General features: G+C 56.4%; 14 protein-coding genes. 10 read left to right on the top strand and 4 right to left on the bottom strand.

Translation table 11 applies throughout. From position 1 onward, the window contains the following. Positions 1-10 precede the first annotated feature (10 nt). A complete protein-coding gene (locus tag RT197_RS09835; RefSeq protein WP_312949810.1) occupies positions 11-214 on the bottom strand; it encodes an MbtH family NRPS accessory protein in 204 nt (67 codons plus the stop codon). A gap of 12 nt (positions 215-226) precedes the next feature. Next, the gene (gene fes, locus RT197_RS09840) at positions 227-1,429 is read right to left on the bottom strand and encodes an enterochelin esterase (protein WP_312949813.1); all 1,203 of its coding nucleotides are present in this window, start codon (positions 1,427-1,429) and stop codon (positions 227-229) included. A gap of 250 nt (positions 1,430-1,679) precedes the next feature. On the opposite strand from fes, the gene RT197_RS09845 reads away from it, so the two are divergent. The 6 genes from RT197_RS09845 (at position 1,680) to RT197_RS09870 (ending at position 8,922) form a co-directional block, all read left to right on the top strand. After that, the gene (locus RT197_RS09845; protein WP_312949816.1) at positions 1,680-3,923 is read left to right on the top strand and encodes a TonB-dependent siderophore receptor; all 2,244 of its coding nucleotides are present in this window, start codon (positions 1,680-1,682) and stop codon (positions 3,921-3,923) included. Between the two features lie 53 nt (positions 3,924-3,976). Next, complete coding sequence (entD, locus tag RT197_RS09850) at positions 3,977-4,621, top strand: enterobactin synthase subunit EntD (RefSeq protein WP_312949819.1); 645 nt, start codon at positions 3,977-3,979, stop codon at positions 4,619-4,621. A gap of 135 nt (positions 4,622-4,756) precedes the next feature. Next, entirely contained in the window at positions 4,757-5,698 is a 942-nt protein-coding gene (locus RT197_RS09855) for a D-ribose ABC transporter substrate-binding protein (RefSeq protein WP_409529686.1), read from the top strand. A gap of 11 nt (positions 5,699-5,709) precedes the next feature. Next, on the top strand, positions 5,710-6,318 hold the full coding sequence (locus RT197_RS09860; protein WP_312949822.1) for a DUF2291 family protein: 609 nt from the start codon (positions 5,710-5,712) through the stop codon (positions 6,316-6,318). Next, positions 6,318-7,832: a sugar ABC transporter ATP-binding protein gene (locus tag RT197_RS09865; RefSeq protein ID WP_312949825.1), complete on the top strand. Its 1,515-nt coding sequence runs from the start codon at positions 6,318-6,320 to the stop codon at positions 7,830-7,832. The genes RT197_RS09860 and RT197_RS09865 overlap by 1 nt, the downstream gene beginning before the upstream one ends. A gap of 1 nt (position 7,833) precedes the next feature. Then, positions 7,834-8,922: an ABC transporter permease gene (locus RT197_RS09870; protein ID WP_312949828.1), complete on the top strand. Its 1,089-nt coding sequence runs from the start codon at positions 7,834-7,836 to the stop codon at positions 8,920-8,922. A 41-nt stretch (positions 8,923-8,963) separates the two neighbouring features. Here the strand turns inward: RT197_RS09870 and RT197_RS09875 are convergent, their stop codons facing one another. Then, the gene (locus RT197_RS09875) at positions 8,964-9,116 is read right to left on the bottom strand and encodes a hypothetical protein (RefSeq protein ID WP_312949831.1); all 153 of its coding nucleotides are present in this window, start codon (positions 9,114-9,116) and stop codon (positions 8,964-8,966) included. Between the two features lie 462 nt (positions 9,117-9,578). Here RT197_RS09875 and RT197_RS09880 point away from each other — a divergent pair, with 462 nt between their 5' ends. Further along, positions 9,579-10,922: an MATE family efflux transporter gene (locus RT197_RS09880; RefSeq protein ID WP_312949834.1), complete on the top strand. Its 1,344-nt coding sequence runs from the start codon at positions 9,579-9,581 to the stop codon at positions 10,920-10,922. A 15-nt stretch (positions 10,923-10,937) separates the two neighbouring features. On the opposite strand, the gene RT197_RS09885 is transcribed toward RT197_RS09880, so the two are convergent. Continuing rightward, positions 10,938-11,888: a sugar-binding transcriptional regulator gene (locus RT197_RS09885; RefSeq protein WP_312949836.1), complete on the bottom strand. Its 951-nt coding sequence runs from the start codon at positions 11,886-11,888 to the stop codon at positions 10,938-10,940. Between the two features lie 309 nt (positions 11,889-12,197). Here RT197_RS09885 and RT197_RS09890 point away from each other — a divergent pair, with 309 nt between their 5' ends. From RT197_RS09890 to RT197_RS09900, 3 genes are read left to right on the top strand one after another with little or no spacing between them, the layout of a single operon-like run. Continuing rightward, on the top strand, positions 12,198-13,028 hold the full coding sequence (locus RT197_RS09890) for a transketolase (protein WP_312949838.1): 831 nt from the start codon (positions 12,198-12,200) through the stop codon (positions 13,026-13,028). Continuing rightward, entirely contained in the window at positions 13,021-13,968 is a 948-nt protein-coding gene (locus RT197_RS09895; protein WP_312949840.1) for a transketolase C-terminal domain-containing protein, read from the top strand. Before RT197_RS09890 ends, RT197_RS09895 begins: the two co-directional genes overlap by 8 nt. 35 nt (positions 13,969-14,003) lie before the next feature. Beyond that, positions 14,004-15,422, top strand: a complete 1,419-nt coding sequence (locus RT197_RS09900) for an L-fucose/L-arabinose isomerase family protein (RefSeq protein WP_312949843.1) — start codon at positions 14,004-14,006, stop codon at positions 15,420-15,422. The last annotated feature ends 3 nt before the right edge of the window (positions 15,423-15,425 follow it).

The following is a 15,425-nucleotide window of genomic DNA, read 5'->3' on the forward strand; positions in this document are numbered from 1 at the left end:
CATCTTTTCCTTAGCGGACATAATGGGCGGGAAGTAACGTGGTCCAGCGGGTCGCCAGCCAGTCGTTGCAGATTTCCGGCGATTGCGGCTGGCAGACGATCTCCCAGCCTTCCGGCAGCGCACACTGCGCAGGCCAGAGGCTGAACTGCTGCTGCGCATTTTGCAGAATATAAAATTGCCCCTTTTGATCGTCGAAAGGGTTACTGATTTGCATGACTGACTCCTGTTATTTTTGCGGCTGCCAGAGGTGGATCAGGCCAGCGGTCAGCCCGCCGCGCCAGCACAGCACATCGTGCCCGCCTGTCACCTGCCGCCATTCAACCGTTTGTCCGCTTTTACGTAGCTGTTCGCGCATCGCCTGACCCGCGCGCAGGATGATCGGCTCGCGCTCGCCCGCTTCCAGCACAATGCGCAAGCCTTGCGGCCGGACGTCGCCGCGTGCCAGTTGCGCAATCAGCTCTCCCTGCTGCTGCCCGCCGCGATGCGGCCACCAGTACGATCCCGACTGGCTTAGCACGCAGCCGAAACGCTGCGGCCAGTGCAGCGCCGCATACAGTGCAGAGAGGCCGCCGAAGCTCTGCCCGGCAACCAGGGTGGCGGCGGGATTGTCGGTAAAGGGAGCGCGCGCGTATACCTGCGGCAGCAGCTCCTCCTGTACCGCCAGCCAGAAATCGGCGTTGCACGGCAGTTCAACGCTGCGATGAGCGGTATCAATGGCATCGATGAGCACATAAACGGCGGCGGGAAGCTGGCCCTGTCGGGTGAGCGCCGTCAGCGGCGACCAGACCGGCATACTTTCCGCCCAGAACTGCCCGTCGAGCAAAATGGCCAGCGGACGTTGCGGGTTGTTTTCTTCACCCGTGGTGAAGATCCACACCCGGCGCACATTTCCCAGCCGGGCGCTGCGCCACGAGATCGGCTGCGGCGGCGTGCCCACGTCTGCTGGCGTCGTCCAGCCAGGCTGGCACGGCGCGTCGGGCATCTCCAGCGCCGACACCGCGTGACCACGCCCGCCTTTCCAGCTCTGTGGATTCAGCGGATCGGCCACCGCGTGCGGCAGTAGCCTGCGCCAGCCCTCGCGCAGGGCAGCGCGATCCGGCGCATCATTGAGGAATACGGCGGCGGAAAAATCGTCTTCCCGCGCGGAAGGAATAAAACAGTAGCTGCCGCGCCAGCCGGGCGGAAGCAGCACGTCTCCCTGCCAGATATCAGTATCAGCAAGACGTTGCAGCGTCTGCGGCGTGGCGTTCTGGTGATGATCGGTAACGCCGGTAATGTAGAGCCACACCCGGCGCAGCGGCGATGAATTCTGTGTACCCGCCGGATCGCGCCAGTAGAAAGTGGCCCGATAATTCTCCCCTTCCCGCACCACCTGCGGACCGGTTTTTGATTCCCACCAGGCGTCGCTTCCTGTTGATGAATTCACCACGTTATTAACCCTATGTTTACTGACGTGTTTTTAATCCACATCAAATTTTGTTGATAATATTATTGATAACTATTTGCATTTGCAATAGCGTATTGGCGCGCGGTGGCAGCGCAAAATCTTAAAAACATGCTATGGGCTGAGAGTTTCGCAGGAACGGAACGTTTCTCAGCAACCAGGCCATGATAATGCCAGCACTCCAACCTTTGGGATGGATCCAACGGGGATGCGGCAAAGAAAAGCAGGACTCAAAATGAATAAAAAAATCCATTCCCTGACCTTGCTGGTCAATCTGGGAATTTATGGGGTCGCGCTTCCGCTATATGCGCAAGACGCAACAGAAACATCCCCCGATGGCGAAACCATGGTGGTGACCGCCGCACAGCAAAACCTTCAGGCTCCCGGCGTTTCCACGATCACGGCCGACGAGATCCGCAAAAACCCTCCCGCTCGCGATGTCTCTGAAATCATCCGCACAATGCCCGGTGTGAACCTGACCGGCAACTCCACCAGCGGTCAGCGCGGCAATAACCGGCAAATTGATATTCGCGGCATGGGACCGGAAAACACGCTGATCCTGATCGACGGCAAGCCCGTCACCAGCCGTAACTCCGTGCGTCTGGGCTGGCGCGGCGAGCGCGATACCCGGGGCGATACCGGCTGGGTGCCGCCGGAGATGATCGAGCGTATCGAAGTGCTGCGCGGCCCTGCCGCCGCACGCTACGGTAACGGTGCTGCGGGCGGTGTAGTGAATATCATCACCAAAAAGAGCAGCGGTGAATGGCACGGTTCGTGGGATACCTATCTGGATGCGCCGGAGCATAAAGACGAAGGCTCGACCAAACGCACCAACTTTAACCTGACCGGTCCGCTCGGCGGCGATGTCAGCTTCCGCCTGTACGGTAATCTGGATAAAACCCAGGCCGACGCGTGGGATATTAACCAGGGCCATCAGTCAGAACGTACCGGGATCTACGCCGATACGCTGGCGGCTGGGCGCGAAGGTGTGGAAAACAAAGACATTAACGGGGTGCTGCGCTGGGACTTTGCACCGATGCAGTCGCTGGAATTTGAATCTGGCTACAGCCGCCAGAACAACCTCTACGCGGGCGATACCCAGAACACCAATACCAACGATCTGGTTAAAGAAAACTACGGCAAAGAGACTAACCGCCTCTATCGTCAGACTTATTCCATGACCTGGAATGGCGGCTGGGATAACGGCGTGACCACCAATAACTGGGTACAGTACGAACGCACCCGCAACTCGCGCACCCCGGAAGGCCTGGCGGGCGGTACGGAAGGGATTTTCGATCCTAACTCAACGGTTAAGTTCGTGGATATCGATCTTAGCGATGTCCTGCTGCACAGTGAAGTCAGCCTGCCTTTCGACTGGCTGGTGAATCAGAATCTGACGCTCGGTAGCGAATGGAATCAGCAGCGCATGAAGGATATGGCTTCCAACTCCCAGACCTTTATGGGCGGCGATATTCCTGGCTTCGACAGCACCGACCGCAGCCCGTACTCGAAAGCGGAAATTTTCTCGCTGTTTACCGAGAACAATATGGAGCTGACCGACAGCACCATGCTGACGCCGGGCCTGCGTTTCGATCATCACAGCATCGTCGGCGATAACTGGAGTCCGTCGCTGAATCTGTCCCAGGGTCTGGGCGACGATTTTACCCTGAAAATGGGGATCGCCCGCGCCTATAAAGCGCCAAGCCTGTATCAGACCAACCCGAACTACATTCTGTACAGTAAAGGCCAGGGCTGCTACGCCAGCGGCACCGGCGTTGGCTGCTACATGATGGGTAACGACGATCTGAAAGCCGAAACCAGTATCAACAAAGAGATTGGTCTGGAGTTCAAACGCGACGGCTGGCTGGCCGGGCTGACCTGGTTCCGCAACGACTATCGCGACAAGATTGAAGCGGGCTACGCGCCGGTGAGTCAGACCGGTACCGGGAAAGTGAAAACCGATATCTACCAGTGGGAAAATATCCCGAAAGCGGTGGTGGAAGGTCTGGAAGGGACGGTCAACGTGCCGGTTAGCGATACCGTTAACTGGACCAACAACATGACGTACATGTTGCAGAGCAAGAACAAGGAAACCGGCGAGCGTCTGTCGATTATCCCGGAGTACACCCTCAACTCAACCCTGAGCTGGCAGGTTCAGCAGGATCTCTCCGTGCAGTCCACGTTCACCTGGTACGGCAAACAGCAGCCGAAGAAATATAACTATCAGGGGAAAGCCGCAACCGGCAGCGAGACCAACGAAGTTAGCCCGTACAGCATCGTTGGCCTGAGCGCGACCTGGGATGCGACGAAAAACGTCAGTCTGACCGGCGGCGTGGATAACGTCTTTGATAAACGTCACTGGCGTGCGGGTAATGCCCAGACCACCGGCGGCACGACGGGTTATATGTATGGCGCTGGCGCTGAAACCTATAACGAGTCAGGCCGTACCTGGTATATGAGTGTGAATACGCACTTCTGATGATACGGTTGCCCTTCTCCCCGCCGGGAGAGGGGCAAACGGACAGCGCCCTTATGCAAACGACCCACAGCCTGCTCCCCCTCGCCCACCACACTCTGTACCGTATTGATTTTGATCCGGCTACCTTTAGCGCAGGCGATCTGCTGTGGCTGCCGCATTACGCGCAGCTGATGCAGGCCGGACGCAAGCGGCAGGCTGAACACCTCGCCGGACGTCTCGCCGCCGTTCATGCCCTCGCCCGGTATCAGCATAAAAGCGTGCCGGCCATCGGCGAGCAGCGCCAGCCAGTCTGGCCTGCCGGGCTGTATGGCAGCATCAGCCACTGCGCCACCACGGCGCTGGCGGTGGTAGCGCGCCAGCCGGTCGGCGTGGATATGGAAGCCCTTTTCACCCTCCAGCAGTGTCAGGAGTTGATCGACAGCATCGTCGTTCCCGCCGAACAGGCGATTCTGCGCGCCGCAGCGCTTCCCCTGCCGCTGGCGCTCACCCTGACGTTTTCCGCCAAAGAGAGTGCGTTTAAAGCCTGGTCTGCGCTGGCCCATCCGTACCCCGGTTTTTACAGCGCCCGCGTCATCGCGCTCACTTCCCGCGACCTTACGCTGCGCTTCAGCGCGGATTTTTCCTCCCGGCTGGCAGAGACTGACATTCTGCTGCACTGGGCGGATCTCGGCGGACACGTCATCACCGTCACCGCATAATTCGCATCAGGATCGTGATCCTTTTCTCCTTTTAAGAAATTACCTGCGTAAACCATAGACAGTTTCATTCAGGCGCTTTATCGTTAACTTGAATAATAAATCATTATTGAATAAATATTCAATGTGGAGAAAACGATGAACATGACCTTTGCTAAATCCGTCTTACTGGCTTCAACCCTCGCCGCCTCCGGCTCGCTGTTCGCAGCGGACGGGGGGCTGATCGCCATTATCACCCCTTCGCACGATAACCCGTTCTTTAAAGCGGAAGCCGACGGTGCGGCAGCCAAAGCCAAAGAACTGGGCTACACCACGCTGGTGGCCTCGCACGATGACGACGTTAACAAGCAAAACCAGCTGATTGAAACCGCCATCGCCCGCAAAGCGAAAGCCATCATTCTGGATAACGCCGGGGCAGATGCCACCGTCGGGCCGCTGGAAAAAGCCAAAGCGGCGGGCGTACCGGCTTTCCTGATCGACCGTGAAATCAACAAAACCGGCATCGCCGTCGCGCAGATTGTTTCCAACAACTATCAGGGCGCACAACTCGGTGCGGAGAAGTTCGCCAAATTGCTGAACGGGAAAGGTAAATATGTCGAACTGCTGGGCCGTCAGTCTGATACCAACGCCCACGTCCGCTCGCAGGGTTATCACGATGTGCTTGATGATTACCCGGATATGAAAATGGTCGCCCAGCAGACCGCTAACTGGAGCCAGACCGAAGCTTTCACCCGTATGGAAGCCATGCTGCAAACCAACCCGGATATCGTCGGGGTGATTTCCGGTAACGACACGATGGCGCTCGGTGCCGAAGCCGCGCTGAAAGCCGCCGGGAAAAAAGATGTGGTCGTCGTCGGCTTTGACGGCAGCGACTACACCCGCGACTCCATCATCAATAAAGGCAACATCAAGGCTACGGTGCTCCAGCCCGGCTGGCAGCAGGCACAAATGGCCGTCGAACAGGCCGATTACTTCCTGAAAAACGGCAAAGCCCAGAAGGAAGAGAAACAGTTGATGGACTGCGTGCTGATTGATGAAACCAACGCCAGCAAGCTGAACATGTTTAATCTCAGTAAGTAAGCGGAGGCGTTATGTCGTTAAAACAATGGGGTGTCGCGCTGTCAGGCTGTGCCGCCCTGTTGCTGACGGCCTGCACGGTGGTGGATCTGGATGAGAACGGCAAGCCGATAATGCCTGCCGATCCCAATGCCAAAGCCAACTTTGACAACCAGACCCCACAGCAGATCGCGCAACAAACCTGGCAACAACGCGTCCTTGACGCGGCCCATAAACAGGCGCTGGACGCCACCGCCCTGACCACGCAGCTCAAAGCGCCGTCGCCGGGTGCAGAAAGTGTTTTCGTCCGGCTGACCAGCAAAGTGGAAAGCGTTGATATCAGCAACGCGCGTGAACACCGGCTTGTGATGTCGCTCAACGGCCAGCCGCTGGAGATCCAGACCGGCCCGGTGATGCGCGGCAACGCTATTCGTGACGCCACCGGCTTTAAATTTGAAGACTTTACCAACCAGGTACAATTTGCCCAGCTTGCGCGGGCGTACAACCGGGAAGCGGTAAAAACGCTGCCTGCCATTGACGAAAGCTGGACGGGGAAAACCGCCACCGTACTGATGGCCGTGACCCTCAACGGCGGCAAAGCGGAAAACGCCGCCGCGCTGGAGCTGAAGCAGGAGGCACCCTGATGAACGATGACATTATTCTGCGCACACGCGGGATCTCCATGCTGTTTCCCGGCACGATTGCGCTGGACCACGTGGACTACAACGTCTGGCGCGGCAAAGTGAATGTGATTATCGGCGAGAATGGCGCGGGCAAATCGACGCTGATGAAAATTCTCGCTGGCGTCCAGCAGCCCAGCCTCGGTGAAATGTGGCTTAACGGCAAGCAGGTCCATTTTCCAACTACCCGCGCCGCCGCCGCACACGGGATCGGCATGGTGCATCAGGAACTCAACCTGTTCGAGAACCTGAGCGTGGCGGAAAACATTTTTCTCGGTCGCGAGTTACAGAAAGGGATTACGCCGATTGATGAGGCCGCGCAGGAAAAACGTGCTGGCGAGCTGTTGCAGCGTCTCGATCAGCCGATTTCACCGCGCGAACTGGTCGGCAACCTGAAAGTTGGTCAGCAGCAGCTGATTGAGATCGCTAAAGCGCTGGCCGAGGACGCGGATATCCTGATCCTCGACGAACCGACTTCCGCGCTGAGCAAAACCGAGGTGGAGATCCTGTTTCGGGTGATCCGCGAGCTGACCCGCCAGGGGGTATCGATTATCTATATTTCGCACCGCCTGGAAGAGCTTATGGCGATTGGCGATGTGATCACGATTCTGCGCGACGGCAAATTTCAGGCCGAAGCGAAAGTCAGCGATATCGACGTGCCGTGGATCGTGCGTGAAATGCTGGGCAGCGATCCGGTGACTAACTTTCTTCAGCCGGGCCGCACCTTTGGCGCGCCGGTGCTGGAGGCGGAACATATCATCTGCGTCAATGCCAGCGGCAATACGGTGGTCAACGATGTCTCGTTTAACGTCCACGCCGGGGAAATCGTCGGCATATACGGGCTGATGGGCGCGGGGCGCACGGAGTTGTTTGAGTGTCTGCTCGGCACCGAACGTAACTATCTGGGGAAATTATGGCTCGACAGTAAGCCGGTCCCGCAGCGCCTGACGCCCGCCGATCGCATCCGCATGGGGATGAGTCTGGTGCCGGAAGACCGCAAGCGGACGGGGATTTTTCCCATCTCGTCGGTGGCCAGCAACCTGACCATTGCCAGCCTGTGGCGGCGTTTGCAGCGCGGTTTTGCCATCGCGCAAAAAGATGAAGAAAAAGTCGTTGCCAGCACTATCGGCAGCCTGTCGATCAAAGTGTCCTCGCCGGAGGTAGAGATTCAGGCGCTCAGCGGCGGCAATCAGCAAAAAGTGGTGATTGGACGTTCGCTGTTGACCAATCCGAAGATCCTGTTTCTCGACGAGCCGACGCGAGGGATTGACGTCGGGGCCAAAGCGGACGTATTCCGCATGATGGTCCAGCTTTCTGAACAGGGGATCGCAGTGGTTTTCTCCACCTCCGATCTGAAAGAAATTATGGCGGTATCGGACCGCATTCTGGTGATGTCCGGCGGCAAGCTCACCGCCGACATCGTGCGCGATCGGGCCGAAGAGTCGGCACTGGTAACGGCAAGTGCTCAGGGGTTCTGAAATGAAAACAACACAGTCTGTCGCTCTGGCGTCGCGCGGTGGGGCATCGCTCTCGCGTGAAAATGTCCTGCTGATGCTGCTCAAGCTGCGCACCTTTATCGCGCTGTTTTTGATCGTCGGCTTCTTTACTATCACCGTGCCGGGGTTCCTCTCGGCGGGCAGTATGGTGATTATGATTAAACATATCGCCATTAATGCTTTTCTGGCGCTGGGGATCACCTTTGTCATCATCACCGCCGGGATCGACCTGTCGATCGGCGCAACCCTCGGCCTGTGCGGGATGATTGCTGGCTGGCTCATCACGAAAGGCATCGTGCTGCCGATGTTTGGCATCGCCATATTCCCCAGCGTGTGGGTGATTGTTCCCATTGTGCTGCTGATTGGCGCACTCATTGGTTCGGTAAATGGCTGGATCATCACTCGCTATAACGTCGCACCGTTCATCTGTACGTTAGGCACGATGTACGTGCTGCGCGGGGCGGCGATGCTGACTTCTGACGGGCAGACGTTTCCCGGTCTGTCGGGCAATCCGCAGCTCGGCAATACCGGCTTTGATGAGATTGGCGCAGGCTCGCTGCTCGGCATTCCCTGGGCCATCTGGCTGATGATCGTGCTGGCGCTGGTCATCGCCTACGTCGCGCGCCGCCTGCCCTTCGGTCGCCACGTTTACGCCATTGGCGACAACGAACGCGCGGCAGAGCTTTCCGGCGTGAAGGTGAAGCAGGTGAAAGTGCTGGTCTACACCCTCTCCGGCTTTTGCGCCGCCATCGCCGGGATCGTCGTATCCGCCCAGCTTCTCGCCAGCCACCCGGCAAACGGGACGGCGTTTGAGATGAACGCCATCGCCGCTGTGGTGCTGGGCGGCACCTCGCTCGCAGGCGGACGCGGCACCATTCTCGGCACCCTCATTGGCGCGTTTGTGATTGGCTTCCTCGCCGACGGTCTGGTGATGATGGGCGTCAGCGAGTTCTGGCAGATGGTGATTAAAGGGATTGTGATCATCGTGGCGGTAATTATCGACCAGATGCAAAACCGGATGCAGCAAAAAGCGGCCGTGGTAGCGCAAAAGGCGGTGATTGAAGGGAAATAAAATAAGGGATGAGGCGGGCGCAAGCCCGCCGTAATGCGTAGTTACCCGAGATAACGCGTGGTCGCGGTCATCGGCATGTCTGCAACCACGGCAAAAATGACCCCTGCCGCCACTGTCAGCCAGACGCCGTTATCCGCCTGCCAGAATTTGTGCCCACTTTTCACCCTCTCCTGCGCTTTTACGATCGGCTTCATCGCCGGACATTCCTTATAGTCAACATCTCGCGCTCATTATCGCACCGCTGCGAAGTCAGATCCGCATACAAAGGAAATGGCGATATTTATTCTCGTTTTTCCGTTAACAGAATGAGCGGATCATCAATAATACTTTCGGTTAGCCATCTGTATGACTTCTGTTATTTTCATTAATAATATATGAAACCCCGCTGTTACAAAGCAGCCACCTAAAAATATTAGCAACAATTTACTTTTAAATGCGTTTTTAAATAGTAGTATTTGCAGTCGCAGGACGCGGCGGAGCGCAGTGTTCATGTGAAAAGTGATGAAAATTCTCAGGCACAGGTATTGATGCTGACTTTCTGGTCGGGCATCCGCGTCAGGTTTATTATCCTGAACTCGCTGCTTTAGCGCCTTTAATCACAACACATTCACAACTCGCTCTATTAAAAAACACTTTCGTTCGAAGGGAGATCGTCAATGATGTCTGTCGCCAGCAATAAATTTAAGCTCGGCTTATATGCCCTTGCCTGGCCCATATTTATTGAGCAACTGCTTCGTTTAATGATGAATTATGTCAATGTCTTTATGCTGGGGCATTATTCTGACGAAGCCGTCGCCGCGACCGGCGTTGCCAACCAAATTCTGACCATCTCTATTATATTCTACGGATTTCTCACCGTCGGGGTGCAGATTGTGGCGGCGCAATTAATTGGCGCAAACAAAAAACGGCGCATTGAACATGTTATTACTAACGGCCTGGTCGTGGCCTTTTTAATTGGCATTGTGATGAGCGCGATTTTTATTATTCTGGGGGATGATTTTTTACGCCTGCTCGGTCTTAATGAAAAATTAGTCGCCGTCGGTTCGCCATTTATTAAAATTATCGGCGGCACATCGGTAATTATTTCTCTGTATTCCTCAATCTTGCCAATTCTGCGCACGCACGGCTTTGTGCATCAGGCGATGATCGTGCCGGTTACCGCCAGCGGTCTGAACGTGGTGCTGAATTATGTCTGTCTGTACGGCGGGCTGAGCTATCTGGATCTGGGCGTAACTGGCGTCGGCATTGCCACCAGCTTCGCGAATATTATCGGAATGATAATGGCCGTCTGGATGCTGAAAAAATATATTGGCTATACCTTTAACTGGCGCAAACTGCGGCAGTGCTCGAAAAAAATGCTCGGATCTATTTTACGCTTCGGTCTGCCTTCGGCGGGTGAAAACCTTTCCTACGCCGGATCGCAGCTTGTCGTCACCGCCATTATTGCTTATCTGGGAACGGAAGCCTTAACCACCAAAATTTACGCCTCCAGTATCAGCCAGTTTGTTGCGCTATTTGCCATGTCTGTCGGTCAGGCCTCGCAAATCATCATCGGGCGGGCCACCGGCGCGGGTGAAATTGACCGCGCCTATCAGCAGGGAATGAAAAGTCTGCGGATTGGCCTGATTATCGCCCTGCTGGTCAGCATTCTGCTTTATCTGTTTGCCCGCCCGGTTATGCAGCTCTTTACGTCCAGCAGCCAGATTATCGAAATGACCAAAGAACTGTTTCTGTTCTCCATTCTTCTGGAACTGGGTCGGGCGACCAATATTATTGTGATTAGCAGCCTTAACGCCACCGGCGACGTGCGTTTCCCGTTTATCTGCGGAATTATCGTGATGTGGATCGTCAGCCTGCCCTTCTCCTGGATATTAGGCATTTCCGCGGGGCTGGGGCTGGTCGGCGTGTGGCTGGCCTATATTATTGATGAAGGGCTGCGCGCCGTGCTGATGTTCCGCCGCTGGCGCAGCCGCATCTGGACAACGAAAGCGTTGTTCTGACGCGCAACACGGCTATCATTCTTTCACCAGGCTGCGCGCCGTCGGGTAATCGGTAATGAGCACGTCGATATAATTCCCCTGTAGCGCGCCGCGAATGGCGTTACTTTTTTCCGGGCCGCCTGCCAGCGCGATCACCTGCGGGCAGGCGCGAATTTGCGACAGTTCCATGCCAATTACCGGATCTTCTTCATGACTTAACACCGGGTTGCCTGCCGCGTCGTAATAATGCAGGCAGATATCCCCGACCGCCCCGCGCGAGGAGAGCAGTCGGAGCATTTCTTCGTTGTAGTAGTTACCGGAGTTTTTCAACAACTGCGAAGGTTCAAGCTCGCCGATGCCGACAATCGCCACGTCAACCTGGGAGAATTTTTCGACTACCGCCGCCACGTCCGGGCTGCTGACCAGCCGGGAGCGCTCCTCGACGGAATGTTCGATGCTCTGGGATGGCAGCAGCCACGCCGGGCAGCCAAGATGCGCTGCCAGTTGCTGGGTCAGGATCGTCGCCTGCACGTTGCCGTTCGGCCCCACGCCGCCCAGGAGCTGGATCACCCCGGCGGCGCGAATATTCTGCGGATGCATTTCATCGACCATACAGCGGATAGTGCTGCTCCACGAAGAAATCCCTACCAGATCTTCCGGGCGCAGGCGCGTTTCAACGTAGTGTGCCGCCGCGCTGCCGATGGCGTGCTTGATTTGCGCATTGCCGGGGGCATCGCCGGTATCCACCACAATCGCCTGACGAATACCGTACTGCTCTTCAATCGCCTTCTCCAGGCCGACAAAAATATTGGTCGGCTGCACGACGGTGATCTTCACCAGCCCTTCTTTCTGGCAGCGCGTCAGCGCGCGTGATACAAAAGATTGTGAAAGATGCAGCAACGATGCGATCTCGGACTGCTTTTTATTTTCACTGTAATAAAGCGTGGCGATCTTCACCAGCAAGCGCTGCTCATCCTGCTTCGACATAGCGTTCCCCTTGATTTACTGCCTGTTATTTTTATGCATTGCTGAATATATAACAAGTGAGCTTCCCGTCCTGCGCACGATCATTTGTGATCGCACTCGCTTTTCTATACATCGGCGCGCGTCATCCCGTAGACAAACCCCTCAACAAGGCATATGTTTAGCTCATGAATAATAAATCAGTAGTGAATATATATTCCAAGCGATAAAAAAGGGAGGATGTCAGGCACATTTATCCCCCCGCGTTCGGAGCATTTTTTCACCTGGCTGGAATATTTATTCATACAAGATTATACATTCAAGAGGTGCTTTATGAATCCGTTTTCGCTCTCCGTCGAGGAGCTTGAGAAAAAAGCGCGTGCCGTCCGTCGTCGCATTATTGTCCTCAATGCGGAAAGTCCGGCAGGAGGTCATACCGGGGCTGATTTATCGCAGGTTGAACTGCTCACCGCCCTCTACTTTCGTATTCTGAACTGCTCGCCAGCGCTGCAGGAGAGCGACGAGCGGGATATTTACATCCAGTCGAAAGGCCATGCGGTTGGCGGCTATTACTGCGTGCTCGCCGAAGCGGGATTTTTCCCGACCGAATGGCTTTCCACCTACCAGCACCCCGATTCCCACCTGCCCGGCCATCCGGTGAAGCATAAAACGCCGGGTATTGAACTCAATACGGGCGCGCTCGGCCACGGCCTGCCGGTGGCGGTGGGTATTGCCCTCGCCGCTAAACGCAGCAACAGCAAGCGCCGGGTTTTTGCCATCACCGGGGATGGCGAGCTGGCGGAAGGCAGCAACTGGGAAGCCGCGCTGGTCGCAGCCCATTACAAACTCGATAACCTCGTCATTATCAACGACAAAAACAACCTGCAACTGGCGGGTTCGACCAAAGAGATCATGAATACCGATCCGCTGGATGAAAAATGGCGCGCGTTCGGCATGGAAGTGACCGAATGTCGCGGCAACGATATGGCGGACGTGGTTGCCACACTGGAAGGATTGCAGCCCAACGGCAAGCCGCACGTGGTGATCGCCAACACCACGAAAGGCGCGGGGATCTCCTTTATTCAGGGTCGCCCTGAATGGCATCACCGTGTTCCCAAAGGTGAAGAAATTGAACTGGCGCTGGAGGAACTGAAAGATGAGTAATAGCGAACACCTCGCCACGGTAATGGTAAATGCGTTTATTGATGCGGTCGGGCGCGGCGTGGATCTGGTGCCGGTGGTGGCTGACTCAACCTCAACGGCCAAAATATCGCCGTTTATCAAACAGTATCCCGATCGGCTGGTCAACGTCGGTATTGCCGAACAAACCCTGGTCGGCGCGGCTGCCGGGCTGGCGATTGGCGGAAAAGTCGCCGTCACCTGTAACGCCGCGCCGTTTTTGATTTCGCGCGCCAACGAGCAGATTAAAGTCGACATTTGCTACAACAACACCAACGTTAAGCTGTTCGGGCTGAACGCCGGGGCAAGCTACGGCCCGCTCGCCAGCACCCATCACAGCATCGATGATATTTCCGTGCTGCGCGGCTTCGGCAATATCGAAATTTATGCTCCTTCCTGCCCGATTGAGTGTCGGCAGATCATTGATTACGCGCTGGAACATATTGGCCCGGTGTATATCCGCCTTGATGGCAAAGCCCTGCCGGAACTGCATGATGCTGACTATCGCTTTGCGCCCGGTAATATTGACGTGCTGCGCAAAGGCACGGATATCGCGCTGGTAGCGATGGGTTCGACGGTGCATGAAATTGTCGAAGCCGCCACACAACTGGCGCAAGCCGGTATTGAGGCCAGCGTAATCAGTGTACCTTCTATTCGTCCCTGCAATACATCCCAGCTACTTGACCTGCTGAAACAGCACCAGGCGGTGGTCAGCGTGGAAGAACATAACGTCAACGGCGGCGTCGGCAGCCTGGTGGCGGAAGTGCTGGCAGAAGGCGGATGCGGTATCCCACTGCGGCGTCTCGGTATTCCAGACGGGCAGTATGCCATCGCGGCCGACCGCGCATCCACGCGCGCGCGCCATCAAATAGACGCGGCAGGCGTAGTGAAAAACGCAACCGCGCTGTATCAGGCACAACGATAACAATAATTACGCTGAACCTTACTGGAGATTAAGCAATGTCCCGAATCCCTCAACAACTTACGATGGCGGTCATTATCGGCAACCGGGGATTTTTCCCCAGCTACCTGGTCGCGGAGGCGCGCGAACAGGCGGTGGCACTGTTTAGCCGCCTCGGTATTAACACTATTATGCTGGATGACACGCAGACCGAGCTGGGCGGCGTGGAAACCCGTCAGGACGCAAAAATCTGCGCCGATCTGTTTCGCCGCCATCGCGATGACATTCACGGCGTGGTGGTATTACTGCCCAACTTCGGCGATGAAAAAGCGGTGGCGGAAACGCTGCGCCTGTCCGGGCTGAACGTGCCGGTGCTGGTACAGGCTCAGGAAGATAACCTCGATAAAATGGGCCTTGCCACCCGCCGCGACAGCTTCTGCGGCAAAATCTCACTGTGCAATAACCTGCGCCAGTACGGTATTCCGTTTACTCTCACCACCCAGCACGTTTGTGCGCTTGACGGAGAGGTGTTCGCCGGGGATTTAAAACGCTTTGAGCAAATTTGCCGGGTAGTCAGCAGTATGCGCGGCGTGCGCGTGGGCGCCATTGGCGCGCGTCCGGCAGGCTTCAACACCGTGCGCTACAGTGAAAAACTGCTGGAGCGGCTGGGCATTGCGGTGGAAACTCTCGATCTTTCCGAAGTCTTTACCCGCATCAAACTACTGCGCGATGACGATATCCGGGTCGATGAAAAACGCCGCCTGCTGATCGACAACGCCGACGCCAGCGGTATTCCGGCAGACAAACTGGTCACGATGGCCAAACTGTTTGTGGTCATCAGCGAATGGGTGATCGCCAATGATATCGATACCACCGCCATTCAGTGCTGGACCTCGCTGCAGGAAAATCTCGGCATTAACGTCTGCTCGATTATGAGCGTGATGTCCGGGCAGCTGATGCCCAGCGCCTGTGAAGTCGATGTGATGGGCGCGCTGTCAATGTACGCGCTGGCCAGCAGTAATATGAGTCCGGCCTCGATTGCTGACTGGAATAACAATTTCGGCGACGATCGCAACAAATGCGTACTGTTTCACTGCGGTAATTTTGCTGCCGCCAGCCTCGACGCGCCGCATATGGGCACCGCCGATATCATCGGCACCACGGTGGGCAAAGAAAACACCTGTGGCGCGGTGCATGGCCGTCTGCGCAGCGGCGAGCTGACCTATTTCCGTCTGAGCACCGACGATTTAACCGGTGAGATCAAAGCCTACGTTGGCGCAGGAAAATCGGTGGACGATCCGCTGGATACGGTGGGTTGCCGGGCGGTCATCGAAGTGCCGCACCTGGAAAATCTGCTCAACTGGATTTGCCGTAACGGGTTTGAACATCACGTGGCGATGAACCACTCCGCCAGCGCCGACGTCCTGCATGAAGCATTTACGCGCTACCTCGGCGTCAGCACCTATCTTCACCAGTAAGAC

Origin of the sequence: Superficieibacter sp., assembly GCF_032071645.1 — a bacterium.
Taxonomy (GTDB): Bacteria; Pseudomonadota; Gammaproteobacteria; order Enterobacterales; family Enterobacteriaceae; genus Superficieibacter.

Excerpts from the sequence above, each read along its gene's own strand:
- RT197_RS09835 (WP_312949810.1), bottom strand. The coding sequence starts at position 214 with ATGCAAATCAGTAACCCTTTCGACGATCAAAAGGGGCAATTTTATATT.
- RT197_RS09845 (WP_312949816.1), top strand. The coding sequence starts at position 1,680 with ATGAATAAAAAAATCCATTCCCTGACCTTGCTGGTCAATCTGGGAATT.
- entD (WP_312949819.1), top strand. The coding sequence starts at position 3,977 with ATGCAAACGACCCACAGCCTGCTCCCCCTCGCCCACCACACTCTGTAC.
- RT197_RS09855 (WP_409529686.1), top strand. The coding sequence starts at position 4,757 with ATGAACATGACCTTTGCTAAATCCGTCTTACTGGCTTCAACCCTCGCC.
- RT197_RS09860 (WP_312949822.1), top strand. The coding sequence starts at position 5,710 with ATGTCGTTAAAACAATGGGGTGTCGCGCTGTCAGGCTGTGCCGCCCTG.
- RT197_RS09865 (WP_312949825.1), top strand. The coding sequence starts at position 6,318 with ATGAACGATGACATTATTCTGCGCACACGCGGGATCTCCATGCTGTTT.
- RT197_RS09870 (WP_312949828.1), top strand. The coding sequence starts at position 7,834 with ATGAAAACAACACAGTCTGTCGCTCTGGCGTCGCGCGGTGGGGCATCG.
- RT197_RS09875 (WP_312949831.1), bottom strand. The coding sequence starts at position 9,116 with ATGAAGCCGATCGTAAAAGCGCAGGAGAGGGTGAAAAGTGGGCACAAA.
- RT197_RS09880 (WP_312949834.1), top strand. The coding sequence starts at position 9,579 with ATGATGTCTGTCGCCAGCAATAAATTTAAGCTCGGCTTATATGCCCTT.
- RT197_RS09885 (WP_312949836.1), bottom strand. The coding sequence starts at position 11,888 with ATGTCGAAGCAGGATGAGCAGCGCTTGCTGGTGAAGATCGCCACGCTT.
- RT197_RS09890 (WP_312949838.1), top strand. The coding sequence starts at position 12,198 with ATGAATCCGTTTTCGCTCTCCGTCGAGGAGCTTGAGAAAAAAGCGCGT.
- RT197_RS09895 (WP_312949840.1), top strand. The coding sequence starts at position 13,021 with ATGAGTAATAGCGAACACCTCGCCACGGTAATGGTAAATGCGTTTATT.
- RT197_RS09900 (WP_312949843.1), top strand. The coding sequence starts at position 14,004 with ATGTCCCGAATCCCTCAACAACTTACGATGGCGGTCATTATCGGCAAC.